Source organism: Herbaspirillum sp. WGmk3 (genome assembly GCF_023952535.1).
In the GTDB taxonomy this organism is placed as follows: domain Bacteria; phylum Pseudomonadota; class Gammaproteobacteria; order Burkholderiales; family Burkholderiaceae_D; genus Herbaspirillum; species Herbaspirillum huttiense.
Genome location: NZ_JAKYWT010000001.1, coordinates 820,169 through 842,767 on the forward strand (window position 1 = coordinate 820,169; position 22,599 = coordinate 842,767).

Annotated in this window: 26 protein-coding genes; 8 read left to right on the forward strand and 18 right to left on the reverse strand. The window is 57.0% G+C overall.

Annotated features, from left to right (window positions below; translation table 11 throughout):
- Position 1 precedes the first annotated feature (1 nt).
- From MKD49_RS03500 to MKD49_RS03520, 5 genes are read right to left on the reverse strand one after another with little or no spacing between them, the layout of a single operon-like run.
- A complete protein-coding gene (locus tag MKD49_RS03500) occupies positions 2-1,234 on the reverse strand; it encodes a phage tail protein (RefSeq protein ID WP_252695466.1) in 1,233 nt (410 codons plus the stop codon).
- Entirely contained in the window at positions 1,231-1,851 is a 621-nt protein-coding gene (locus MKD49_RS03505) for a phage tail protein I (RefSeq protein WP_252695467.1), read from the reverse strand. Before MKD49_RS03505 ends, MKD49_RS03500 begins: the two co-directional genes overlap by 4 nt.
- Positions 1,844-2,767 carry a baseplate J/gp47 family protein gene (locus MKD49_RS03510; RefSeq protein ID WP_252695468.1) on the reverse strand — a complete coding sequence of 308 codons (924 nt, stop codon included), beginning with the start codon at positions 2,765-2,767 and terminating at the stop codon, positions 1,844-1,846. Before MKD49_RS03510 ends, MKD49_RS03505 begins: the two co-directional genes overlap by 8 nt.
- Positions 2,764-3,108, reverse strand: coding sequence for a GPW/gp25 family protein (locus MKD49_RS03515; RefSeq protein ID WP_252695469.1), 345 nt, complete (start codon positions 3,106-3,108; stop codon positions 2,764-2,766). The genes MKD49_RS03510 and MKD49_RS03515 overlap by 4 nt, the downstream gene beginning before the upstream one ends.
- Entirely contained in the window at positions 3,105-3,749 is a 645-nt protein-coding gene (locus tag MKD49_RS03520; RefSeq protein WP_252695470.1) for a phage baseplate assembly protein V, read from the reverse strand. The genes MKD49_RS03515 and MKD49_RS03520 overlap by 4 nt, the downstream gene beginning before the upstream one ends.
- Positions 3,750-3,948: 199 nt before the next feature.
- Here MKD49_RS03520 and MKD49_RS03525 point away from each other — a divergent pair, with 199 nt between their 5' ends.
- Positions 3,949-4,098, forward strand: coding sequence for a hypothetical protein (locus MKD49_RS03525; RefSeq protein ID WP_158601268.1), 150 nt, complete (start codon positions 3,949-3,951; stop codon positions 4,096-4,098).
- A 379-nt stretch (positions 4,099-4,477) separates the two neighbouring features.
- Here the strand turns inward: MKD49_RS03525 and MKD49_RS03530 are convergent, their stop codons facing one another.
- From MKD49_RS03530 to MKD49_RS03580, 11 genes are all read right to left on the reverse strand, one after another.
- Complete coding sequence (locus MKD49_RS03530; RefSeq protein WP_252695471.1) at positions 4,478-4,726, reverse strand: hypothetical protein; 249 nt, start codon at positions 4,724-4,726, stop codon at positions 4,478-4,480.
- A 77-nt stretch (positions 4,727-4,803) separates the two neighbouring features.
- On the reverse strand, positions 4,804-5,268 hold the full coding sequence (locus tag MKD49_RS03535) for a phage virion morphogenesis protein (protein ID WP_252695472.1): 465 nt from the start codon (positions 5,266-5,268) through the stop codon (positions 4,804-4,806).
- On the reverse strand, positions 5,265-5,750 hold the full coding sequence (locus MKD49_RS03540) for a phage tail protein (RefSeq protein WP_252695473.1): 486 nt from the start codon (positions 5,748-5,750) through the stop codon (positions 5,265-5,267). Before MKD49_RS03540 ends, MKD49_RS03535 begins: the two co-directional genes overlap by 4 nt.
- Entirely contained in the window at positions 5,704-6,273 is a 570-nt protein-coding gene (locus MKD49_RS03545) for a lysis system i-spanin subunit Rz (RefSeq protein ID WP_252695474.1), read from the reverse strand. The genes MKD49_RS03540 and MKD49_RS03545 overlap by 47 nt, the downstream gene beginning before the upstream one ends.
- A complete protein-coding gene (locus tag MKD49_RS03550) occupies positions 6,270-6,800 on the reverse strand; it encodes a glycoside hydrolase family protein (protein WP_252695475.1) in 531 nt (176 codons plus the stop codon). The genes MKD49_RS03545 and MKD49_RS03550 overlap by 4 nt, the downstream gene beginning before the upstream one ends.
- The gene (locus tag MKD49_RS03555; RefSeq protein WP_252695476.1) at positions 6,797-7,171 is read right to left on the reverse strand and encodes a hypothetical protein; all 375 of its coding nucleotides are present in this window, start codon (positions 7,169-7,171) and stop codon (positions 6,797-6,799) included. Before MKD49_RS03555 ends, MKD49_RS03550 begins: the two co-directional genes overlap by 4 nt.
- Before the next feature lie 40 nt (positions 7,172-7,211).
- Complete coding sequence (locus tag MKD49_RS03560) at positions 7,212-7,421, reverse strand: tail protein X (RefSeq protein ID WP_171940853.1); 210 nt, start codon at positions 7,419-7,421, stop codon at positions 7,212-7,214.
- Positions 7,421-7,912 (reverse strand): head completion/stabilization protein, encoded by a 492-nt coding sequence (locus MKD49_RS03565; protein WP_252695477.1) that lies wholly within the window; start codon positions 7,910-7,912, stop codon positions 7,421-7,423. Before MKD49_RS03565 ends, MKD49_RS03560 begins: the two co-directional genes overlap by 1 nt.
- A 90-nt stretch (positions 7,913-8,002) precedes the next feature.
- Entirely contained in the window at positions 8,003-8,722 is a 720-nt protein-coding gene (gpM, locus tag MKD49_RS03570; RefSeq protein ID WP_252695478.1) for a phage terminase small subunit, read from the reverse strand.
- Positions 8,722-9,765, reverse strand: coding sequence for a phage major capsid protein, P2 family (locus MKD49_RS03575; RefSeq protein WP_252695479.1), 1,044 nt, complete (start codon positions 9,763-9,765; stop codon positions 8,722-8,724). The genes gpM and MKD49_RS03575 overlap by 1 nt, the downstream gene beginning before the upstream one ends.
- 51 nt (positions 9,766-9,816) lie before the next feature.
- Positions 9,817-10,659, reverse strand: coding sequence for a GPO family capsid scaffolding protein (locus MKD49_RS03580; protein WP_252695480.1), 843 nt, complete (start codon positions 10,657-10,659; stop codon positions 9,817-9,819).
- A gap of 143 nt (positions 10,660-10,802) precedes the next feature.
- Here MKD49_RS03580 and MKD49_RS03585 point away from each other — a divergent pair, with 143 nt between their 5' ends.
- From MKD49_RS03585 to MKD49_RS03605, 5 genes are all read left to right on the forward strand, one after another.
- Entirely contained in the window at positions 10,803-12,584 is a 1,782-nt protein-coding gene (locus tag MKD49_RS03585) for a terminase ATPase subunit family protein (RefSeq protein WP_252695481.1), read from the forward strand.
- Entirely contained in the window at positions 12,584-13,633 is a 1,050-nt protein-coding gene (locus MKD49_RS03590; RefSeq protein ID WP_252695482.1) for a phage portal protein, read from the forward strand. Before MKD49_RS03585 ends, MKD49_RS03590 begins: the two co-directional genes overlap by 1 nt.
- A gap of 2 nt (positions 13,634-13,635) precedes the next feature.
- Complete coding sequence (locus MKD49_RS03595; protein ID WP_252695483.1) at positions 13,636-13,845, forward strand: hypothetical protein; 210 nt, start codon at positions 13,636-13,638, stop codon at positions 13,843-13,845.
- Between the two features lie 197 nt (positions 13,846-14,042).
- The gene (locus MKD49_RS03600) at positions 14,043-14,465 is read left to right on the forward strand and encodes a response regulator (protein WP_252695484.1); all 423 of its coding nucleotides are present in this window, start codon (positions 14,043-14,045) and stop codon (positions 14,463-14,465) included.
- Positions 14,466-15,190: 725 nt separating this feature from the next.
- A complete protein-coding gene (locus MKD49_RS03605; RefSeq protein ID WP_252695485.1) occupies positions 15,191-15,538 on the forward strand; it encodes a hypothetical protein in 348 nt (115 codons plus the stop codon).
- Between the two features lie 48 nt (positions 15,539-15,586).
- Here MKD49_RS03605 and MKD49_RS03610 read toward each other — a convergent pair whose 3' ends face one another.
- Positions 15,587-17,284, reverse strand: a complete 1,698-nt coding sequence (locus MKD49_RS03610) for a diguanylate cyclase (RefSeq protein WP_252695486.1) — start codon at positions 17,282-17,284, stop codon at positions 15,587-15,589.
- 830 nt (positions 17,285-18,114) lie between these two features.
- Here MKD49_RS03610 and MKD49_RS03615 point away from each other — a divergent pair.
- Both MKD49_RS03615 and MKD49_RS03625 read left to right on the forward strand, forming a co-directional pair.
- Positions 18,115-19,851 carry a methyl-accepting chemotaxis protein gene (locus tag MKD49_RS03615; protein WP_252695487.1) on the forward strand — a complete coding sequence of 579 codons (1,737 nt, stop codon included), beginning with the start codon at positions 18,115-18,117 and terminating at the stop codon, positions 19,849-19,851.
- A gap of 503 nt (positions 19,852-20,354) precedes the next feature.
- A complete protein-coding gene (locus MKD49_RS03625) occupies positions 20,355-20,678 on the forward strand; it encodes a hypothetical protein (RefSeq protein ID WP_252695775.1) in 324 nt (107 codons plus the stop codon).
- A gap of 315 nt (positions 20,679-20,993) precedes the next feature.
- Here MKD49_RS03625 and MKD49_RS03630 read toward each other — a convergent pair whose 3' ends face one another.
- Positions 20,994-21,494 (reverse strand): spore coat U domain-containing protein, encoded by a 501-nt coding sequence (locus MKD49_RS03630; RefSeq protein ID WP_252695488.1) that lies wholly within the window; start codon positions 21,492-21,494, stop codon positions 20,994-20,996.
- Positions 21,495-22,599 lie beyond the last annotated feature (1,105 nt).

Below are 22,599 nucleotides of genomic sequence, written 5' to 3' on the forward strand. Positions count from 1 at the left end.
ATCAGAGGTGAATACGTGGATTGAATGCGGTATGTTTGGGGGCTGTTTCTGCGCCTGCGATGCCGGCGGCCACAACACCGGTCACGGCCCGCGTGCCAATGGCTTGCGAGCCCCCCGCGCCGTAGGGAACGACATCAGTGCCGCCCACCCCGCTGGAAAAGATCAGGCCGTGGTTGTGGTCCTTGACCGTGTCCCCCTTATAAGCGCCGAGCGTGCGCGCACTGCCGTTATCGGCATCCGTGCCGGTGAAACGGGGAAACACGTCGCGCAGATCTGGAAAGCGGAAGGTATTGGCATCCACGTCGGCAAACTTGAACGCCTTCGCCGTCCAGTTCGCGGCGGCAACGCTATGCCCGTTCTGCTGTGCCCATGCCCAAATCGATGCTTGGCTAACCTTCGAGCCAAGCCCGCCGACCAAATCGGCCTCATACGATCGAGGTGCAGCCGTGGTGCCGAATTCCAATGCACCACAGCGCAAGGTCCGGTAACCATGAAACTCGCCAGTGCCGGCTACGTCCACCCACTCCATCAGGCCAATGCTCTTGACCATCACGACATCGACCAGCTTCTTTGCAGGAACGGCCGTCAGGAAGGGAATCACGCCCGCCATGGCTTGCGCAATCGCGCTGGCGACAAACTCGATATTGGCCACCTGTCCCACATCGGCACCGGCCGCCGGGGTAGGTGCTACCGGCTGGCCAGTGAACACAGGTGATTTGAGTGGTGCCAAGTCGGCATGCGTGTGCGCTTTCGGTGCCGCGTAGGCCACGATGGCATCATCCGCATATTTGCGGGTGGCCAGCACCACCGCCGGGTCAATTTTCAGCTCGACGGCTGCGGTGCTCGACACCAGCAGGACGACGCGCACGACCTGATCCTTTCCGGCACCATCACTCAGCAAAGGCTTATAGCTGGGCGGGCAGTTCGCTACTGCGCACAAGTTGCCGGCATCGTCGAAGATGCCGATTTCACGCACCCACCAACCGCCGACATCGGCCGGCAACACCTGTTCGATGATGATTTGGCTGGCGTTCTTCGGATCCTTGTCGAGAGTGTTGATCGGGGCGCGGCGCTGTTCCTTGATCAGGCTTGTCTGCTTGCGGTCGGGCACCGGCACAACGCCATTACCATCGCCCACGGCCATGTGCGTGAGCTTCAGCGGAATGCCCAGCGCCAAGGCATTAGCGATTCGAGCCTCGCCAATCTCGGTCGGAATAGAAAAATAGGTGCTCATGGGTAGATGCTCATGATTTCAATAATGTGGGTGGCGCAGCTGATGAATGGCCCGCCGGCGGTCTCTATGCTGTCAGGGGACCAGGGATAGACGGTGACGGCCTCGCCAAACTGCGCGTATGCGCCCACGTTGATCTGTCCACGGGACTCCAGATGGATGCGCAGCCCAGTCAGATGACGCGATAGCGGCTTGGCGTCGTCAATGAGGCGTTCCATTTCGAGGAACGTTTCATCGGTGATACCTGAATCCAGCACGCCGACCTCAAGAGCGAAGGTGCCGCGCGGGCCGCGTGGTTCGGTCTGCCACCATTCACTGATCTTGATGATGTAGCCCAGGGACTCCACGACGCCGCGTACGGCAGCGATGGTGCCCTTGTGCTGGTGGATGTAGCGGGCGGCCTTGATCGTGCCGCGCTTTATGGTCTCGGGCCAGGTATCGTCCCAGCGATCCACCGAAAAGGACCAAGCCAGGAAGGGCAGCAACTCTACCGGGCAACGGTCGGGATTCCACAGCAGACGAAGCGGCACCGGCGTGTCGGCCAGGGCGGCGCAGGCGCGCGCAAGAGCCCGCTCCAGGGGCGTGGTATTGGGCGGCAGGGTCGGGACCGGGTTATACATCGTCCACCTCTTCCAGCACCTCGGCGGTGATTTTGATGCCGGTGCAGCGTGCCGCCTGCGTGCGCCCGCACAGGATGTCCGCCGCTGGGGATTTCACGACGACATTGCGCACGCCTTCGACCTTCAGCGCTGCCACGTAGGCATTACGATAGACGCTATAGCCCAGCGGGCGCAGCGGCTTGGAGATAGCGGCCGCGTTCGACCGGGCTGCGTTCAGAGCGATGGGCGCCTCTGGCCCCTTCTCGACATACACCACCGCTTCCAGCTCGTAGCCGGTGACCTGGCCCTGTACCACCGAGACCAGATCGCCCAGGGGCCGGACATCCTCGGCCGACAGTGCGGCATCGACGGTTTGCAGCAGGTCGGCCGGCGCCTGCCAGTCATCCGAGTTCGCCAAGACGGCCACCACGACTTCGCACGGTGCCGGGCTGACGGCGCGCGCGTCAAGCACGCGGCCGTCAGCACTGCGCGCATGGAATTCATAGGCATTGCGCGGGCCGGCCGTCGAGAGCGCGTCAGGCGCTTCCTGAATGCGCAGACGGTACGCATCGTCACCTTCCAAGACCTCGGCCACCGGTGGGGAGGCGTCCGGATCAGCTTCGACCAATACCAGGCGCTTCACGTTGGTATTGGCGCCGATCTGGTCGAGGTCTGCTCCGATGGCAAACGACAACATGACTGCCTTGGCGGCATCGTTGACGCGGTTGCGCAGCAACAGCTCTTGATAGGCGTTCTCCTGCAGCAGCTTGGTAGCCGGCTCAGACTCCAGCGACAGCACATTGGCAACGGCCTCGCGCTCGTCTTCCGGCAGGAGCTCCAGCACGGCCGCCTTGCGACTGGCCAGGATGGTTTCGAAGTCCAGGGTCTCCAGCACTTGCGGTGCCGGCAGCAGGGACAGGTCGATGGGCGAGCTCATTGCGTCACCCCTTCGCGGATCTGCACAGAGAATTCGACAGCGGTGCCATTGGTCACGCCCTGCAGCACCACAGAGATTGCGCCGCTGGCATCCCGGTTGAGGTTCACCGACGACAACGAAATGCGGGGTTCCCACAGCGTCAGGCGATAGGCCACGGCGGCGTAGATGCGCATGACCGTCACCCCATTCAGGGGCTGGTCGATCAGCTCGGGGATTTCCGACCCATAGGCACGGCGGTAGATACGAGTGCCCAGCGGCGTCATGAGGATGTCGCGCACGGACTGCCGGATGTGATCCAGCAGAGATAGGCTGCTGCCGGTGGACGCATTCATGGCGATCATGGCAGCGGTGCTCCGGATTTCTCATCGCCGCGCTTGATCTCGCCGTGCGGATGGGTGCGCAGACTGATATTGCCGGCCTTCACGTCGCCGGTCGCATTCACCTCACCATTGATGACCATCGCGGCGCCACCGTCGCCGCCCTGTACCTTGGCGCCATTATTCAACGCGCTGAAGCCTTCCACCACCAGATTGCCCTTGATGGTTACATTGCCGGTGCAGGTGGTTTGTGGCGCGTCAGCGGTCACCGCGTCGGCCTTCACCAGGGCCGAGCTGCCGGCCGGCAGGATGGCCGACAGGGAGTGCTTGCCGAAATCATAGAGCACCACGGCGCCGTCCGGGTAGTGGATGGCGCGGATGTTGAGGGAGGTTTGCGGCGCCGGGGACTCGGCCGAGAACAGGCCGGCCAGGACTTTACCTTGGGTCAGGTCGCCATTGGGCGAGAAGACGATGACTTGCTCGCCTACGGACGGCGGGCACCACTCGATGACGTCACCCGCGCGCAGGGCAATCCACTGCAGCCAAGTGGTGAGCAAAGTCGGAGACAAGCGCACGCGCACCTTGTCGGCATTGATCTCGGCAATCTTGCCGGTACGGATCAAATTGGGAATGGTGCGAACGAGTTCGGAGAGGTCGGGCGTCATGCAACCCATGTTGCCGGATCGCGCGCGAGAAGGCACTTTGCGGCGGGTTGTTATCCCGGATATTGCCGCTGCACTCTCAATATCCGCAATATTTCAACTGAAATGGGACAGTGGCTCTCTGCAATTTAGGCGTAACGCATAGAGAGCAAGATACATCCATACCGAATCTGGATTCGGGTTCAACCTAAAGGAGAACATCATGCGTACCTATCTGGCACTACTGGCACTCACCGCAGGTCTGCTCGGAACATCTGGAGCCTATGCCGCCGACACCATCATGTCGACTTCTATCGATTGGGACTTGCTGGGTGAATGGATGCGCGAAGCCGGTCGGATGCCTCCTGGCTGAACAGCCTCACGTCTCAATCCAACTTTAGGAGAGTAACTATGCGTATCTATCTCGTGTATTTCTTGGTGGTAGTCGGACTCATCGCCGCGTCTGGTGCTCGCGCAGGACAAACTTGCTACGAGGAGCCAGACGCTCACGGCGCACGGTGCGAGTTGATGAGCACCGCACTGCGCTAAAAGGACGGTTGGTCCAATCTGAGATTGGGCCAGCCGCGATCGCTCGGCATGGCCGAATCGAATATTTGTGGAGAGTTTTTGAGAACGCGGCTACCGGTGCTGATATCCCCGCTATTGATGCTTGGTGGAACTTGGTCTGTTCTCGCTGGCCGTACTGGAGCCCGTAGATAAAGCGTAGTTACGATGGTTTTCTGCGCTCGCAACTATTTAATATCGTCGTTCGAGGCCGCAGTGAGATCCGAGTATTCAGCTATGTACATCTCTACCTGAAGGCTCAATATCCTCATCTCCCCCAGCATTTTCCGCAGTGCCCGCATCCCTTCTCGGCATTGCTCGCGCTCAGGTGGAATTCCCATATTCAGGTCTTCTACCGAGGTGAGTACAGCTTCGCATACCTTATTCAATTGCTGTAGCTCAGCGATTTGATTCGCGAACTTTTTCTTTTGCTCCATTTTTTGTCCCGCTATCTGAGAAGAGTTTAAAACAACTCGACAAGTCCTTTATATTTGCAGTTTATAGCAAGGTCATGTCACTTTGTGAGATGTTCCAAAAGGCTCCGACGAAGCTCTGCAACGTCGCTTGCCGAGAAGCCCAGCAGTGGACGGGCAGGATATTTGAAGCTCGGGCCGCGAGGCGCCACCTTGTCTTTCAGGCCCTCATGATGCACGCGTGCGATACGCGCCACCTTGCCGAAAAAGCCGACTGACGCCTGATTGGCGTCTGCCTGGACTCGCAAGAAGGTGTTCGTCCGCAGCTTGTTGAACATCGCCGCCTTCTGCCTCTTGATCCGACCAGACTTGCCGCGCAGTTCCTTGCGATTCTTGCGCGCCGGATAGGGCGTGCCGTCAGGCGCAACCTGCTGGGCAATCTGCCGGGCATGCTCCCTTCGCAAATCGTTGGCGACCTGGCGCACGAGCTGACGCCGTTGCGCCGGCTGCGCCTTAGCGATGAGGGCTGCAGCCCATTCTTCCAGGCGTTGCAGATCATCGCTCATGGCAGTGACGGCACATCCCATTCGGTCAGCAAGCTATCGCCCTGGTAGAGCTGCCAGAAATCATCCGCGAATGGGGGAGTGAGGTGCGGCTCGCCTGCGTGGATGATTTCCAGCCGGCCGCCATCTTGCCGCTTCACAATGGTGCGCTCGGTGAGCGCCAGCTTGATCGACAGATCGAGGGAATCGGCGCTGTTCATGTCCACTTCAAAGCGGATGGCCTTCTTGGCGTTCTCGGGATTCGCGAAGGCTTCACGCTGATGAACCCGCATCCAGGCCAGCAGCGGCACGAATACCAGATCGAGGTCCAGGCCGATATCGGTCAAGATCAGGTTCAGCACGTAGTCATACTCGAAAGACAGACCGGCCGTGCCGGTCGCCCGCGAGCCGCCCTCATCGATGAAGATGTGCAGCTTGTCAGGATTTTGCGCCAGATCCTTAATGGCCTTGCGCAGGTAATCCCGCAGGTTCTTGGGCTTGTACATTCAGTTTCTCGCGCAAGGCGTTGTAGGCGTCGATCAGGGCATTGCTTTGTCGGATGGCGTCATCACCTTCGCTGGCGATGTCATCAAAAAACTCTGCTGCCGCTGGCGTAAGTTCGGCTCGCGCTTCCTGGCCAGCTCCGCCGGCAGTGCTGGTATCTGTGCAACGGGCCCCGGCGGACACTGCAGCGACGACGGGGACTGACAGCCGGATAGCGCCGCTGCGCACGCCAGCAATGTAAGTGTCTTTCTCATGGCGGGCGGTATCCCTTTCATTCGTGAGCTTGTCGGTAATGGTCTGGATGGCATCGCGTGCGTTGCGCTCGGCCTGCAGAACCTGTTGCGTGCGTTCGGCCCTGGCGTCGGCCGCTGCCTGATTGGCCACGGCAATACCGGCCTTCAGCTGGCCAATGTCAGCATCCTTGCGCCATCCCTGGATGGCCCAGGCGGATGCAAAGGCCACCGCCAGCAAGCCGACGCCGAGCCCGGCACGCAGGCAGGTGCGCCAGGTGTCGGTCAGCGTCATGCCAGCACCCCGCCGGCATCCAGGAAGGCCAAGCGCAGTTCCTCGCTGGTTTTCAGGGTCGGCAGCACGATGGCGTCACCGCCTTCCCGCGTAAATGCCTTTTCGAGATCCACATAGCGATGCTCGAACTGACCATAGCCGGCGCCCGGCAAGGAAGCCCAAATGTTCTTGCACTTGGCGATGGCGTCCGCCAAGCGGCCGGCGTCGATATCAGGTAACGCCCGGCATTCCTTGATCTGCTGCAGGGCGATGGCGTCTTGCACGTCCGGACCGAACCCGGTCAGCCCAAGCTGCTTGCGGTAGATATCGTAGTAGCGCATCAGTAGCTGATAGCCTCCGGCGGCGGTAGACCAATTCTTGATGTGGGGAATCCAGACCCGCACGCGCGGATGATCGGCGTAGCTGGTAAAACGGGTGCGGCCGACGATCTGGTCATAGCCGCGGTCGCGCGTGGTCGGCGAATTGGACGTGCCTTCGGAGAAGCGCAGCATGCCCAGGAAGGCGCGGCGGTTGTCGATAGCGTTCACAGCGTTTCCTTCACGTCGCGCGCCAGCTCGGCAATGTCCTTGCCCTGGCGCCGCTGAAACCACAGCGCCACGGCCCGAGTGATCCACCAGGCCGGCGCGCCCACCATCAAATCGACAGGCTTCGGCCCCAGCACGGCGGCAATCGTCGGCACATGCTGCAGCAGAACCGAAAACACCAGGTCGCCGAACATGATGGAGAAGGCGCCAGCGCACGCCAGGCGCACCACGAATTCCTTTTCGTTGAACGAGCCATCAGCATTGCGCGGCGGCAGGACGATATACAGCAGCGCGGCGCCGACCATGCCGAGCACGGCCTTGATGCCGTAGATTTTCAGGATGGCAGCGATGCCACCAGCGGATTCTGCTGCCATAACTTGGTTTCCCCTTGTCAGTGTTTTCGTATTCATGTTGTCAATCCCACAGGCTGATGCTGTCTTGCGTGGTGCTGGGCGCTTCTACTGCTGCAGGCAGCGTGACCATCGTTCCCGCTGGCAGCACGGCGCCCAGGGCTGCCAAGGCAGGATTGAGCGCTAACGCCTGCTCCACATAGCCGCTACTGGCGCCCAGGTAGCGAAACACCAACGCATCGAGCGTGTCGCCCTGCTGGCTGCGCACCTGCATCAGATCAGCTCCACAGTCGCATGCGTGCGGCCGAGAATGTCGTTGATCGCCCAATGCCCATTACGGCGCTGCACGTCCGGGGCCGTCTCCATCCATTCCATGTTTTTCTTGTCGGTCAGGGCACTCGCGGTGGTGTCGTAGTCGCGATAGCTCTCGAAGATGTCCGCCTTGGCGAAGCTGTAGACTGCCCGGCGGTAGTGCGCGATGTACTGGCTTTCGCCGTCCACCTTGAGCGCGGGCACCTCTTCCAGCTTCTGGATACCACTGGCCAGGTGGCCCGCCTGCCAATCCCGCAGCAGCCGATTAGTGGTCAGGATCGCGTCCACCAGGGCCGGGCGCAGTCGTGCGTCCGTCACCGTCGAATCCAGCCGCATGGCGTCCCGCATGGCCGGCATGCTGATGTCGGGGAAAAAGCCGTCATTGGTGATGGCCTTCACATCGGCCGGCATGGTCGTCCCCGCCGTTACCGGCACCTCGTCGATATAGCTCATGGTTTTGAAATTAGTGGGGGGCGGTGGCCGAGACATCCGACGAACAAGGTCGCTTCCGTCTCGGGCCGCCCCTGCGCCGTGGGGTGCCCTTTACTTGACCGGTTCGGCGAACTTCTTGAGTCGCCGCTCCAGCCGCTCGATTTCCTTCTTGACCCCGGCCGCCTGATGCAGCTCGCTCGCACGGATGAGGTGCTGCAGCGAAGCCGTAGCCTGGTCGGCCGTGGCCGCCGTGATGTTCTCGGCATCCACCTGATTGACCAGCTCCAGCAGGGCCAGGCCCAGCGCCTTATGCACCTTGGCGCGCGCTTGGTCGGGCGTGTCGGCATTGCCGGTCATGGCCAGCACCTGCTGCAGGATTTCGGCCGCGCGGGCCGGGTCATCCTTCAGCTTGCCGCCCAGGCTGGCGCCCGCGAAATCGTCCTGCAGCAGTGTGGGCAAAGTACGGTTGTAGCGATCCGGTAAAGTGAACTTGTGTTCCAGCGCATAGGCCGAGAGCTGCAGGGCGCGTTCGTAGTCACCGACATCGATGTGCCACACCAGCACATTGACCAGCACTTCGTCGTGGGCGCCCCGGCCGCCCGACAGCACGCCATCAATCCAGTCCTGATAGGCCGGCAGCAGGGTGGCCTTCATCTCGATCTTGCGTTCGATGGATTGGATGTTGGACAGCGTGCGCCGGTCCTCATGCAGCTTCATCAGCATCAGCTCATAGGCGCTGCCGGTGGTCACGCCGCCCGGCTCGCCGGCGGACGCCGCCAGCTTGCCGAGCATGCGCTCCCGGTGGCGCGCAGCAGGAGACAGGCGGGACATCAGGCACCGCCCGCTACTGCATCCTGCAGCACCACGTTTTCCACCAGGGCGGCCAGGCCCTCATCCTCGATCACGTAGGCGTCATTGGACGATTCATAGTTCTCGATACGGTCGGCCTTCGGCTCATCGACCACGCGACGGCGGCGGCCGCCGTTCTGGAAGTAGATCGACAGGTTGTCCAGGCGGGTAATCAGCATGGCATTGGCCGGGAAGGACGGCACGCGCACCGCCGGCAAGCCGCCGATACGCTTCTGGCTGATGATGATGTCTGCGGCCAGGGTCTCAGTCGGGGCCTTGTCCTTGTTGATGAGCGGGAAATACTTGTCGTGCAGCAGTTCACGGCCGACGATGACCACGAGGCCCGTATCGTCCTGATACCACGGGTCCAGATTGGTCACCGCGTCATACACGGCAGCATCGAGGTTCACGTAATCCGCACCGGCACCACCGCCGATGATCACCTTGCCGGGCAGGTCCTGGCCGACCAGGCCCATGACGCGCTGTGGAGAGTTCTCGCGGATCTGTTGCAGCCAGCCCTTGTTCACGTCCTGCAGCAGCGGATACTGCGTCAGATTGGTATCGGCCGCGACTTTCACGCCGTTGAAACCGATCATGATGCGGTCCAGCGCCTGGCGCTTCAGGATCGCATTGGCCACGCGGGTCTGGAAGTCTTTGAACTTGGCCCAGGCATCCAGCTTGGCATAGGTGATGTGCGTGTCGAAATTGGTCTTCTCGCAGCGATAGCGGGTATTCGTCATGGCCGACGCATCGCGGGTGCTGCGGCGCTTGTCGCCGCGCGTGTCGGTACGGCTGGCAATGGGACCGGACACACCCAGGCCGATTTTCTCGCCTTCCAGCTCATCCACGCCGATGATGTTGATGCTGCCCAGGAATTCGGACGATTCCTGCATCTTTTCTTCCAACTTCTGCTGCACGCTCGGATCCACCGAGAAGGTGGAATGGACGGCGCCGCCGGCAACATCGTTGAGCGTCGCCAGGCGCGAAGTGTAGGCGTTATAGGCGGCGCGGGTCTGATTCTTCATGTGTTCTGCTCCAGTGAAATGCGGAAATGGTGTACTTGGTCGGCCGGCAGCTTAGAACTCGGTCTGCACGGTGCCGCTGTTGCCGCCGCCGGTGGCCGGCGGGCGCTGCACGTTGCTCTTGTCGGTCAGGTTGATGGTCTGGCGGAACTGCTCGGCAGCGGTCGATTCGTCGCCGACGCGCTTTTCCAGCTTCTCCAGGCGGGCGACAGCTTCGGCTACATCCTTGCCCGCATGCGCGGCCGCCTGCGCAAACTCGCCGACCTTCTCGGCCACGGCGGTCATGGCGGCAACCACGTCGGCATGCTGGGCATCGGCCTTCTTCTCACCACCCCCGATGCGACTGAACAGTTGCTTGATGGTCTCGGCGACGCTCGGGCCGTCTTCCTCGAATTCGAGCTTGGCCTCGATGGCTTCAGAGAACAGGTTCTCCGGCTTCAGCTTGCGGGGAGTAAAGGGCGAGGCCTTGGGATTGGTGGCCGAGAACTGCAGAATCTCGGTGCCCAGGCTCGCGGGGCTGTCGGTCACGGCCAGGCCGACCAGATAGGAGCTGCCGGTATCCGCAAACTTGTCGGCCAGCTCGATGCTGGTGAAGATCTTCTGGCGATCCTTGTTCATGGCGATCAGCGCAGGCGTCGGCTCAATCTGGGCGAACAGGGCCAGCCGCTTGCCGTTCTCGGTGTCGACCTCTTCGGCCTTCACTGCCAGCACATCGCCATAGGCCTTGAACGGACCATCAGGAAGCAAGCTGCGCAGGTGTTCGACCCACACGCGAGCGCCGTAGGTTTTCACGTTGTAGCTGTCGGCCATTTGCTGGATTTGCTCGCGGCTGATGCTACGGCCGTCGGTGGTCGCGCCTTCAGTCGCGACGCGGAAAAATTTGCTCTTGGTTGCCATGAGTTTTCGCGCTCGTTATCGGTTGATCGGATAACGTCATCTTCTGCCGATGGGCGAAATGCATCAATGAACTGAGGGTTGAAAAGGGGGATAGCGACTCGGCAAAGTCCCCGCTACGCGCGCGCGCCGCCTACGCTTGCGGCATGTTAGAAATTCCAGAAGACATCAAGGACAACATCGACCAGGCGACAGAGCCTCGGCACGTTGCGCGCCGGCTCTACTTCGAAGGCTGGCGCATCTCGTCGATTGCGCGCCATCTGAAGATCAAGCGATCTACCGTCAATAGCTGGAAGCACCGCGATGAATGGGAAAAGGTCTCGCGCCTTGAGCGCGTAGAGATTGCCCTTGAAGCGCGCATAGTGCAACTGATCGCTAAGGAAGTAAAGGGCAATGGCGAGTACAAGGAACTCGATGCACTGATGCGCCAGCTTGTGCAGGCCGCGCGCGTACGCCGTTATGAGCAGCCGGGCGGAAACGAAACCGACCTTAATCCCAAGATTGCCAATCGCAATGCCGGACCGAAGAAGAAACCGGTGCGCAACGAGTTCAGCGAAGAGGCACAGCAGCGCATTGTCGAGGCATTCAACGATTCTCTGTTCGACTACCAAAAGGTCTGGTATCGAAACGGCAGCGAGCGCACGCGCATCATCCTGAAATCGCGTCAGATTGGCGCAACGTGGTACTTCGCGCGCGAGGCGCTGATTGATGCGATCCAGACCGGACGCAATCAGATTTTTCTGTCGGCCTCGAAGTCGCAAGCGCACGTCTTCAAGCAATACATCATCCAGTTTGCAAAGGACGCTTGCGGCGTGGAGCTGTCCGGCGATCCTATCGTCTTGCCCAATGGCGCGCATCTGTATTTCCTCGGCACGAACGCACGAACTGCCCAGGGCTATCACGGCAACTTCTATTTCGATGAATTCTTCTGGACGCACAATTTCACCGAGCTGAACAAGGTGGCGTCCGGCATGGCCTTGCACAAGAAGTGGAGAAAAACCTACTTCTCCACGCCCTCGGCCACCACGCACCAGGCTTATCCCTTCTGGACCGGTGAGGCATTCAACAAGCGCCGCGCCAAAGGCGAGAAGGTCAACATCGATGTGAGCCACAAGCGCCTGTCATCGGGATTCACCGGTGAGGACAAGATCTGGCGGCAGATTGTCACCATCATGGATGCTGCGGCCGGTGGCTGCGATCTTTTCGACATCGATGAACTGCGCGACTTCGAATACTCGCCGGACCAGTTCGACAACCTCTTGATGTGTAACTTTATCGACGATTCCGCGTCGGTGTTCCCCCTGGCCGACCTGCAGCGCGGCATGGTGGATTCGTGGGTGGATTGGGATGACTACAAGCCCTTTACCGCTCGCCCCTTCGGTCACCGGCCTGTGTGGATCGGCTATGACCCGTCCCTGACCGGCGACAGCGCAGGCTGCTCGGTGATCGCGCCGCCATTGGTCCCTGGCGGCAATTTCCGCATTCTGGAACGCCACCAGTGGCGCGGCAAGGACTTTGCGGAACAGGCCGCGCTCATCAAGGAAATGTGCGGCCGCTACAACGTGCAATACATCGGCATCGACACCACCGGCATGGGCGTGGGCGTCTATCCGCTGGTGAAGCAGTTCTTCCCCGGCGCCACCGCCATCAGCTACTCGCCCGAAGTCAAAACACGGATGGTGCTCAAGGCACAAAACATCATCCGTAGTGGCCGCCTGCAGTTCGATGCGGGCTGGACGGACATTCCGCAGTCCTTCATGGCCATCCGCAAGATCCTCACGCCCAGCGGGCGTGCCGTCACCTATGACGCCGGCCGCTCGGAAGAAACCGGGCACGCTGACTTGGCTTGGTCCGTCATGCACGCCCTCGACTACGAGCCCTTCGAAGGCACCACCGCTAACAACACCTCTTCCATGGAGTTCTTCTGATGAAACACAGAGCACGCCGCCGCGCGGCTGCATCCGCCAACACCGTGCCGGCCAAGGTCGATGCACCGCCGCCAGCCGTTGAGGCATTTTCTTTCGGCGACCCATCACCCGTGCTGGAAGGCCGCGACATGCTTGCCGATGTCGAGTGCTATCGCAATGGCGACTGGTACGAGCCGCCATTAAGCATGGTCGGCCTGGCCAAGTCCTTGAACGCCAGCGTTCACCATGCCAGCGCGATCTGGTGCAAGGTCAATATTCTGGCTTCCACCTTCCAGCCGTCCTCCGTCTTGTCGCGCGGCGACTTCACGCGCCTGGCATTGGACTTCCTGCTGTTCGGCAACTGCTATGCCGAGCGGCGCGAGAGCATGACGGGCAAGCTCTTGAACCTCAAACCGGCATTGGCCAAATACACGCGCGTCGGCGTAGAGCCAGGGCGCTATTTCTTCGTCAACGGCTGGCGCGATACCTACGAATTCGAGCGGGACGGTATCTGGCACCTGCAGGCCCCGGACATCAATCAGGAAGTGTACGGCGTGCCGCAGTACGTGAGCGCGCTGCAGTCTGCTTGGCTCAATGAGTCCGCCACGCTCTTCCGCCGACGCTACTACCTCAACGGCTCTCACGCCGGCTTCATCCTCTACATGACCGACACAGCCAGCAACGTCAATGACGTAGACAAGCTGCGCGAGGCGATGCGCAACAGCAAAGGGCCGGGCAACTTCCGCAACTTGTTTGTGTATGCACCAGGCGGCAAGAAAGACGGTCTCCAGATCCTGCCGGTCTCGGAGATCGCTGCCAAGGACGAATTTTTCAACATCAAGAACTGCACGCGCGACGACGTGCTGGCCGCGCATCGCGTACCGCCGCAATTACTCGGGACGATGCCCAACAACACTGGCGGATTCGGCGATGTGACGAAGGCCGCTGCCGTCTTCGGTTGCAACGAGATTGAGCCTTTGCAGGCGCAGTTTCTTTCCTTGAACGAGTGGGCGGGCCAGGACGTGGTCCGCTTCCGTCCCTATCAACTTCCTACCAATGAGGGCATTTAACCATGAGCGATCACGCAGATAACGCTGACAACAAGATCTATCGGACTATCGCGGCTGGCTTGGCAGCGGCCCGGCGCGCACCAGCAATGCTGCCGGACTGTCGCTGCCACTTTTGCGACGAAACAGTAGATGCGGAGTTTCTGTTCTGCAATTCTGATTGTCGAGATGATTTCGAGCGGCTCGCGAAGGCAGCGCAGATCAAAGGCCGATGAACGTTTTCTCGCACCTCGGGAGCTCCACTTTCCCCTCAGCAGTTATGTCTCAGAAATGACGCCGTTTTTCATCTATTTTCCTTAAATGGCGATTCCTGCAGGGCGAGATCCAAGCAATGAAATATCTGTGATTTCACACCATAATAAACTAATCAACAATGCCCTGACGGGCAAATAGCCCAAAGAGGGGACAGATCATGCTAGAGAGAACTCGCACTCTGCTGATCGTTGAGGACGACAAGGATGTGCGCGCTATTTTTGCAGAGCTTTTCGTGCAAGAAGGCTATAACGTGCTGGAATCCTCCAACGGAGCTGAAGCGTATGACACGCTGCTTGGCGTGGACGTGAAGGTGGACGCCATTCTTACCGACCTCCGAATGCCGGTCATGAATGGCCTGGAGCTTGCTACCAAGATCAAGAATGATCCGCATTTTTCTTCGACGCCCGTGGTTCTGCTGAGCGCGACTCCGATGCAAAACTCTTGGGAAGCCCGGAGAACCTTTGACGCGCTACTGGTAAAACCGTGTCCCCTATCCTTGCTACTCTCCACCATTGAAGCGGTTCAGCCCTCAAATGCGAATATCGCATTGCAGGGCGGACATGAAGCTACTTTTCGCTAAGTAGAGCTGTGCACGTCCATCTCGCGAGCGATTTTCAGATGGGCCGTCCAGATGCCCATACTTCGTAAACTAGTGAAGTCAGGATAAACGGCTGTCGTATCTCGCACGAGCTCAACATTAGAACCACGGCGTAGCTCAAGCGCCATCCGCCAGCCCCCATCGATCTCATAACCGATGATAGTTACGTCGACGCCTCTGTAAGTGAAGCAGAATGTTTGCGATGTCTTCATGAGTCTTCTAGAAATACTCAGCCAGACAGAGCGTCTTTAGAGATTGTTGGCAAAAGCTTGTGATTATCTGTGTTTTTTATAGCTGTTGCATCATTATATGCAGCGCACAGAGCACTACAAGCTGAGCGACAAGTCCCCCGTGTTGGGCACAGCCAATGCCCCGCAAAAAAAACGACATAAAGTTGCCGACCAGTGTCGCCTAGAGTATCGAGCTTCTGATGAATACTGGCGTGCAGCCTCCCAGCGGAAGTCATTAATCTTTATAAATAATTTTCAGGAAAAGCCTGATCGATTAATTGAAGGCTTCCGCGCAAGATGGGAAACATCTTCATCTTCCCCCACTTCACCACTAACGCTACAGCTCCTGAATGCTCCGTTCCTCAAAGGAAGGAGGTTTTTTGAAATGCACCTGTGCTGCACAGCGGCGAAATATCAGGTACTTCCCGATATCAACTCCTTTCTCAGCCAGGTATAACTAGCCAATGAGGGGATCAAATGAAAACTGAAAATTTAAATGAGATCGTAGGGCGCTATTTGCTCACAATACGTGAAATCGCAAAGAAAGCAGCTCAAGGGGAAATTGTCGGCGACCTAGTGCGGACGCAGGTCAAAAAATGTCTGATTGAGATGCACGCCGCGGGAGCAGAGCCTGCCGATATACGCGCAATCTTCGATGATTTAGAGGGGTGCACTCACTCCGAAAGTGCTATATCGGAGGCAAAATTCTGGCAGCTTCTAATGACCGCTAAACTTCACGTCGAATTTCTTCTTTTTATAGAGGAAAACCATCAGTCGGCCGCTACTTCGAGTGGGCCCATCAAGGACAGATTTAGCGTCCATTAATTGGCTGATAGTGCCAGTGTCTCGCTGCAACTTCTAGGTCGGAACACCCTATGCAGCGACTGAGCCTACAACTACGCAGTTCCGACCTTTTTCCTTGGCCTTGTAAAGCGCCCCGTCCGCTCGGCGAATAGCGTCTTCTTGAGTTAAATCTCCAATCGACGCCATAGCCAATCCTACGCTGATAGTTATATTTTTTACCGATGGGAATTCAGCCGCAGCGACAATCTCGCGGATTTTCTCCGCCACAGTAAATGACTGCTCCTCCGAAATCACAGGCGCGAGCAAAACAATAAACTCCTCTCCTCCGTATCTGGCAACAAGATCCGTGCTCCGTAAAGACACCGAAACAAGTGCCGCCAGTTTTTGCAAGACTTTGTCCCCCGCTTCGTGGCCGAAAGTATCATTGACCTTCTTAAAGAAATCGACATCGACCATCAAAATGCTATATGCATGTGATGTCCGCTTCATCTGCTTAAATGCTGCAGACAAGCGCTCCTCGAAATGCCGCCGATTTGCAAGACCTGTCAGCGGATCCTCCGTCGCCAGTTCTGACAGCTTAAGATTAGCCAACTTCAGCTCGTTGGTTCGTATGTCCACCTGACGCTCAAGTGACTCATTGAGCTCGCTCAATTCCTGTTCGCGGGCCAGGAGCGACTCTGTCATTGTATGAAAGGTATTATAAAGCTGCGCTAGTTCCGCAGAACCAGCGCCTCGCGGATCTGGGAAGACAACTTTACGCTCGCGCCGGCGAACTTGCTCGGCGACTTCAGCCAAAGCCTCGATAGGCTTACACAATTTCCTGGCAAAGTAGAGTGCCCCCATCACCATCAAGACGCCTGCAACAAGCCCAAGAGCGACGAGCTTATAACGAAGTTCACGCACAGGCGCAAATGCAACTTCTACAGGTTGGCGCACGACAATGTGCCAGTCCAGCTTCAATTCCATCGCGGATTTTACGGGTACCACGCTCATCAGATATTCGCCGTCATTTTCCCAATTCGATAACTCAAAGTGTGCAGACTGCTGGCGTGCATCCGGGAGCCGCGTCTTCCCCATCTTCTCAAATGGATAAAGGATATCTCCTTTACTATTGACGACGAAGATCTCCAACATTTGATCGGATTGCGGGTCACGAATCTTTTTCACCACGACATCGCTCACCCAGTCCCAGGAAGCATGAGCGCCGAGTACGCCTAAGACCGTACCGTTTCGGTCGTAAACTGGCGAGGCAAAATCAATAAACCTTAATGGTTGGTTTGGCTTTTGTTGGGGTAAATGCTTTGCCAGCAAGACCGCTTCGTGGACGTCACCAGCATAAGCGCCGGCTAAACCAGCCCTGAACCATGGCCGCTTGGAGATACTTTCTCCTAATAAAATGCCATCTGTAGCTTGAGTCACTTTCCCGGTTATGTCGCCAATGCCGATCCAAAGATACTCGTTATGAGCCTCTTTCCGAAGCTGAAGCATCTGGAGGATTTTTGGATCTGCAAGATGATCGCTTACCAAAATTAAAGATCTTGCGAGAAGATCGATTTCTAGGGAACGCTCTTCAACCTCTACAGAAAGCAATTGAGATGCAGCAAGAGCTGTGGAGTACAAGGCTTCGCCACGGTTGTTAACTACGGCGCCGGCCTCTTCGCCGATAAAATAGCCTCCGACAACTGCAAGCCAAAATGCGATCAGCCCGCCGAAGAGCGTCAATAGCTGCGTCTTGAAATGCCTTATCCGTAGCAATTTAAACAGCATGATCCCTTGTTATCGTTGGTCTTTCCGTCAACCGGCGGTTCTACTCTGAGATAGCTGCTTTCTTCATTCTCAAAAATCTAGCGAGAACAAGCTCGAATTGATGCTTCGCCAAAATCATTCGCGAATATTACCAAAAACGCGATTTTTTCCACATAAAAATATTGCCTAAAAACACACAAAACCACACGCTCTAGCTCCGGCGCGCGGTTGCCCCCACCCCGCGCCTGCCCACTACATAGGTCAGTTTTGACTCAAATTTGCATCAGGCGCTAAAGCCAGCCCATCCTGGCCCACCGTCCCGCCGGTAGCCATAAGATCTGACGCATTTTGACGCACACATGAGTGCTAGACATGATCAGGAAAAGCCCTAGAGCACCCGTTGAGCTTTGGGTCTAAAGTCATATTGAGAATTGAGAAACCTGTTCGACCTAGTGAGAACGCCGTAAGCCAATTAAGAGGTAAAAGGGCATTGTTGTCTGACTTAGTGCATTTCACGCCATTACGTTGGAGAAAATTAACGGATGCTTAAGGACGCGCCGAAGCATTTTTGCGTGCTCAATCTAGAAAATTTGATTCATCAACGGGAGAGCAAAAGGCCGACCTTTTAAGAAATCGTTCTCCTAGCTAATTACGAGTCTGGCATTTCGATACGTCTGTTGCCCATGAGTCATTAGCCAGCGCCATAAGGGGAGGTATTGCGTTCTTGGGGGAGTGAGGAGATAGGCTTGCGGGAAGGGGGGAAGCGACGTCATTCACGTACTCTGATCCTGCAGCGTGATAATCGTTTAATTAAACCAGCCTTTGGGGGTTGGTCAAACTAGGGGAAGAAAATGTTTGGATCATTGACCGTCGGTCGAAAATTGGGGCTGGCTTTTTTCTGCATGGCAATAGTATCGCTGGTTGGCAGCGGTTTATCGCTATTTAATTTCAATAAGCTGGAAGGTGCCAGCGCAATGAATATCCATACCTATGAGGTCATGGGAAAGGCTGACGAGATGCTAGTGAATATGGTCAACATCGAGACCGGCATCCGTGGTTACGTGGCCTCCGGTAACGAGGCGTTCCTAGATCCTTATAACAGTGGTCGGAAAGAATTTAAAGTGGCTTTCGATCAGGCCAAGGCGCTGACCGCCGACAACCCGACGCAGCAGAAGCGGTTGTCGGAGATGCTGGAACTCACCAACAAGATCGAAGATGTTGACCAGACTTTAATCAAGCTTAGAAAAGAAGCTAACGCCAACAGTTCAACGCAAGCCTTACAAGCTTACTTCGGCGGGACCCATGACAAGATATTTATGGATCGTTTCCGTGCGCTGCAGAATGATTTTGTCAAGGCCGAAGAATCGCTGCTAGCGGAGCGAAGCGAACTAGTGCGTACCCTTAGCAAATCGACATTGTGGGTTCTGATCGGCGGTGGTGCGATGACAGTCCTCCTGGCTATCGCTGCTGGACTAGCGATCACGCGCAGCATCGTTACTGCATTAGGCGGGGAGCCGGCGGCTGCAGCTAAAGTGGCGCAACATATCGCATCGGGTGACCTGACCGTGCCCGTGCCTTTACGAAAAAATGACGCTAGTAGCCTGATGGCTTCTCTCGCCAGTATGCGTGAACAACTGACTTCGATAGTGCGTGGTATCCAGTCGTCAGGAGAGTCCATTTCCGTAGCTGCTGGCGAGATCGCGACCGGCAATACCGATCTTTCTCAACGTACCGAAGAACAAGCAGCCTCGCTGGAAGAGACCGCCTCTAGCATGGAGCAGTTGACAGCGACAGTACGACAGAACTCAGACAATGCTAAACAAGCTAATTCTCTTGCAGAGAATGCTTCGACGTTGGCAGTCAAGGGCGGTGAGGTGGTGAATCGCGTGGTCGATACCATGAACGAGATATCCGACAGTTCTAACAAAGTCTCCGAAATCATCACCGTCATCGAAGGAATTGCATTCCAAACCAATATCCTGGCGCTCAACGCCGCAGTCGAAGCAGCGCGGGCTGGAGAGCAAGGACGTGGCTTTGCAGTGGTCGCAAGTGAGGTCCGTTCGCTGGCACAGCGTAGTGCAGCTGCTGCGAAAGATGTCAAAGAGCTCATCACCCTCTCGGGTGATCGGGTCGAACGAGGCACACACCTTGTAAGTGAGGCAGGCGATACCATCAGGGAGGTTGTGCAGGCCGTCCGCAACGTGACGGACATCATGAACGAGATTACAGCAGCATCGTCGGAGCAAACCGCCGGCATTGAACAGGTAAATCAGGCTTTGGGCCAGATGGACCAAGTCACACAGCAAAACGCGGCACTCGTCGAAGAGGCTGCCGCGGCCGCCCAAGCAATGTCAGAACAGGCCGCCGAATTGCGCAGTGCGGTGAGCATCTTCAAAACTGGGGCCACAATGAAACCGGAAGTTGCCCCCTCTCGTACCGTCAGCACTTCCAAGCAGGTAGCTAAAGAGCCCCCACTTGCGGCAAGTTCTACCAAGCCTGCGCTGCCGGCGAAGGTAAAAGTCGTCGAAAAGGCAGAAACTTCTTCGTTTAAGAGCCGCGATGCTTCCGACGAATGGGAGACCTTCTAAGTTTGTGCAAATTACCATACTAATAAGGCCCGCTTTTTGCGGGCCTTTTACAAAATATAAAATTCCCTTGTAACCCAACAGCGCTGCTTTAACCGGGCCTGTACATAATTTGGCGTAAACGGACCGTTGGCACGGAACTATCGCGTTGTCCGGAGGCAAAATGCGTAAAGAGAAACACGACGTACCAGAAGAATGTCTGGCTGGATTGCTAGCCAATTACAAGAATCCAGAGGACTTGATAGGAGAATAAAGCCTATTGCAGCATCTCACCAAGCTGGTGGTAGACCGAGTCCTTGAAACCGAACTGAGCGAGCACTTGGGTCATGAGAAGCACGGGAACATCGCCAATGCGTCTGGCAATACTCTCCTTGCATCCTATACTGCATTGCAATATATTGATTATGTCTCTTCCAGTTCCTTGAAATTGGATCTCGCCCTCCGCATTCGCGTCGAGGGCATTTTTTTGAGCAAGAAACTGGCGGGGATAACTAAGGAATTCTCTGATGGCCAAATGGCTCTTCCTTTTTTACGCTGCATCAAATCGAGAAGGAAGAGAAATGACTCCAGACAAATACAGCACAGCCCATAGGCACGCTCAGATTCTGAAATGTATCGGAGAACAGGCTCAAGCAAACGAGCAGACTTTGATGTTTCTAAAACTTGTGCTCAATAATGCATTGGCAGCTTTGTACAAGCATGGCTGCGGCGCAGCCGAAACCAAATCCCTGCTAGGGGATGCTCTAAGATTCCAATTATCATCAAGAGAAGCCACAAATTCAAAATGCCGGGAAGTGCTCCACATGGGTCTTTTTGTACTTGACCACTAGAAGCTAGAGGGGAATGAGCAATACTCAAAAATCACTTAGCTATTTCTTAGTCAGGAGCTCCTCAAAAAAAATCGCCCGCGAAGCGGGCGATTTGCCTTACGTCAGATCTACTCAACCGAGTGCCAAGGCTCACCGAGCTTGGCATTCTTGAGCGCATTCATCTATTTCCCCTAAGTTAAATACGCGTATTTTTGACATCTGCTGCATGCCGGTTGCTACCGGTGCCCGATAATTTGGGAACAGCTCAACGTGCGATTAGTGGGACGTTCAATCCGCGGCCAAGCGTCATCCGGCTCGGTGCCGCGATTTTACGATCTAGTAGGTCAGAGTCACGGTGACGGTATCCGAGTAGGAACCGGCCAGCGGCGTCTGGGCCGCCGGGATCTGGCCGTAGACGGTCAGGGTCTGAGTCAGGCCGGAACCGGTGCCGGTCAGGGTATCGGTGCCGATGGTCGAACCCCAGTTGTTGCTGCGCGCAGAATCGCGGTACAGCGCATAGTTCAGGGTGCCGCCGCCGGCTGCACTCATCTTGCGGTTGCTTACGCTGGCACCGGTGCCGGTACCGGCATCCAGACCGACGTTGTAGGCCGTGCCGTTGGTGCACAATACGGTGATGGTGCCGGTCTGGTTCACCACGGTCTGGGTGTAGGCACCGAAGGCGATCGCCGAACCGACCACGGTGCAGGCTGCGACCACCGAGGCGGTAATGGTCAGCGTGCCGCTGGCGGTGGCGGCGAAGGAAGCCGGCGCGCTGGAAGCCAGTACGACAGCAGCAATGGAAGCAGCAACGAAACGATTTTTCTTGATGAAGAACATTTTGTTTCTCCTAGTTTGGCTGCCCCGTCCTCGCCCCTTGCAAGAACTTCCCTGTGCAGCGGTGGTATGGAGATACTCTAATTTCTGAAGAGCTCGCCAGACATCCGGGGATTCCCTACCACAGAACAATTTAAGTCAGGGAAAACCTGAACCTTAGCGAGAACCATGATCAAGCTCATCAATATGCGCGGGCGGCTCAACACATGATGCTCACCGTCAGGCTGCCCAGATGCCGTCAGATCTGACGCTCCAGCAAATTGCACCACGTCACTTTGCAAGTAACTAGGGGCACAGCGAAGCTACGAGAACAGTGATCAATGCAGAGACAACGACGGTCAGCAGGAAGGTAGTCAGCATGATGATCTCCTAATATGAGGTCATCTTAGGTAATGCCTTCCCTAGTGGCTGTAGTGATTTTCCCCAGAAAACACACGGGCAGCTCAGGCATTTCCTCAAAGGCCCAGCTTCTAAGTTTATATAATCTGCAATATGAGTCCGCGATGTCCGCCGGTCGGTCGATAGGTTCGCAGGTGAGCCTTAGCGAGATCGCCCCAGTGCGACCGATTGCGGGTATCGCAAACTGTGTTGGAAACGGCTCCGCATTCACATTTAGCAGCGAAAAATCCGCTCCGCAATTGCAAGTTGAGCCCCGTCCTAACTAGCCTTGAGGCCCGCTGGCTTTTTGAATTGCGGAGCAAAAATTGTCCTAAACCACTGATTTTTCTCGTTTTCCTCGCAGATTCGTAATCAGTAGGTCGACGGTTCGATTCCGCCCATCAGCACCATTACACAAGGGTTCCAAGCGATTGCTTGGAGCCCTTTTGTGCTATATGCGCTGCCCTGTGCTCTAAGCGGCTGGACGACCTCCGGCCGCTGGCGGGATACTCGCTGGGTCGTACGACTGTCCGCGTGAGCTAGCAGTCCCCCTCGCTTGTTCTAGCGTCTCAGCATCACTTGCGCACTTAGCTCGCAGATCATGATCCGTAAAAGATTTCTTTACTTTGGTCTCTGTCATGACGCGTTCCATAAATCTTTGCCAGACTAAGTCCCAACCACATATGCAACTCACGTTACATGTCTAGCATATGCGGTTTCTCGAATAGCC

What these genes read in the sequence shown, in the direction of transcription:
- MKD49_RS03500 (WP_252695466.1), bottom strand. Translation starts at nt 1,234, where the DNA reads ATGAGCACCTATTTTTCTATTCCGACCGAGATTGGCGAGGCTCGAATC.
- MKD49_RS03505 (WP_252695467.1), bottom strand. Translation starts at nt 1,851, where the DNA reads ATGTATAACCCGGTCCCGACCCTGCCGCCCAATACCACGCCCCTGGAG.
- MKD49_RS03510 (WP_252695468.1), bottom strand. Translation starts at nt 2,767, where the DNA reads ATGAGCTCGCCCATCGACCTGTCCCTGCTGCCGGCACCGCAAGTGCTG.
- MKD49_RS03515 (WP_252695469.1), bottom strand. Translation starts at nt 3,108, where the DNA reads ATGATCGCCATGAATGCGTCCACCGGCAGCAGCCTATCTCTGCTGGAT.
- MKD49_RS03520 (WP_252695470.1), bottom strand. Translation starts at nt 3,749, where the DNA reads ATGACGCCCGACCTCTCCGAACTCGTTCGCACCATTCCCAATTTGATC.
- MKD49_RS03525 (WP_158601268.1), top strand. Translation starts at nt 3,949, where the DNA reads ATGCGTACCTATCTGGCACTACTGGCACTCACCGCAGGTCTGCTCGGA.
- MKD49_RS03530 (WP_252695471.1), bottom strand. Translation starts at nt 4,726, where the DNA reads ATGGAGCAAAAGAAAAAGTTCGCGAATCAAATCGCTGAGCTACAGCAA.
- MKD49_RS03535 (WP_252695472.1), bottom strand. Translation starts at nt 5,268, where the DNA reads ATGAGCGATGATCTGCAACGCCTGGAAGAATGGGCTGCAGCCCTCATC.
- MKD49_RS03540 (WP_252695473.1), bottom strand. Translation starts at nt 5,750, where the DNA reads ATGTACAAGCCCAAGAACCTGCGGGATTACCTGCGCAAGGCCATTAAG.
- MKD49_RS03545 (WP_252695474.1), bottom strand. Translation starts at nt 6,273, where the DNA reads ATGACGCTGACCGACACCTGGCGCACCTGCCTGCGTGCCGGGCTCGGC.
- MKD49_RS03555 (WP_252695476.1), bottom strand. Translation starts at nt 7,171, where the DNA reads ATGGCAGCAGAATCCGCTGGTGGCATCGCTGCCATCCTGAAAATCTAC.
- MKD49_RS03560 (WP_171940853.1), bottom strand. Translation starts at nt 7,421, where the DNA reads ATGCAGGTGCGCAGCCAGCAGGGCGACACGCTCGATGCGTTGGTGTTT.
- MKD49_RS03565 (WP_252695477.1), bottom strand. Translation starts at nt 7,912, where the DNA reads ATGAGCTATATCGACGAGGTGCCGGTAACGGCGGGGACGACCATGCCG.
- gpM (WP_252695478.1), bottom strand. Translation starts at nt 8,722, where the DNA reads ATGTCCCGCCTGTCTCCTGCTGCGCGCCACCGGGAGCGCATGCTCGGC.
- MKD49_RS03575 (WP_252695479.1), bottom strand. Translation starts at nt 9,765, where the DNA reads ATGAAGAATCAGACCCGCGCCGCCTATAACGCCTACACTTCGCGCCTG.
- MKD49_RS03580 (WP_252695480.1), bottom strand. Translation starts at nt 10,659, where the DNA reads ATGGCAACCAAGAGCAAATTTTTCCGCGTCGCGACTGAAGGCGCGACC.
- MKD49_RS03585 (WP_252695481.1), top strand. Translation starts at nt 10,803, where the DNA reads ATGTTAGAAATTCCAGAAGACATCAAGGACAACATCGACCAGGCGACA.
- MKD49_RS03590 (WP_252695482.1), top strand. Translation starts at nt 12,584, where the DNA reads ATGAAACACAGAGCACGCCGCCGCGCGGCTGCATCCGCCAACACCGTG.
- MKD49_RS03595 (WP_252695483.1), top strand. Translation starts at nt 13,636, where the DNA reads ATGAGCGATCACGCAGATAACGCTGACAACAAGATCTATCGGACTATC.
- MKD49_RS03600 (WP_252695484.1), top strand. Translation starts at nt 14,043, where the DNA reads ATGCTAGAGAGAACTCGCACTCTGCTGATCGTTGAGGACGACAAGGAT.
- MKD49_RS03605 (WP_252695485.1), top strand. Translation starts at nt 15,191, where the DNA reads ATGAAAACTGAAAATTTAAATGAGATCGTAGGGCGCTATTTGCTCACA.
- MKD49_RS03610 (WP_252695486.1), bottom strand. Translation starts at nt 17,284, where the DNA reads ATGCTGTTTAAATTGCTACGGATAAGGCATTTCAAGACGCAGCTATTG.
- MKD49_RS03615 (WP_252695487.1), top strand. Translation starts at nt 18,115, where the DNA reads ATGTTTGGATCATTGACCGTCGGTCGAAAATTGGGGCTGGCTTTTTTC.
- MKD49_RS03625 (WP_252695775.1), top strand. Translation starts at nt 20,355, where the DNA reads ATGGCCAAATGGCTCTTCCTTTTTTACGCTGCATCAAATCGAGAAGGA.
- MKD49_RS03630 (WP_252695488.1), bottom strand. Translation starts at nt 21,494, where the DNA reads ATGTTCTTCATCAAGAAAAATCGTTTCGTTGCTGCTTCCATTGCTGCT.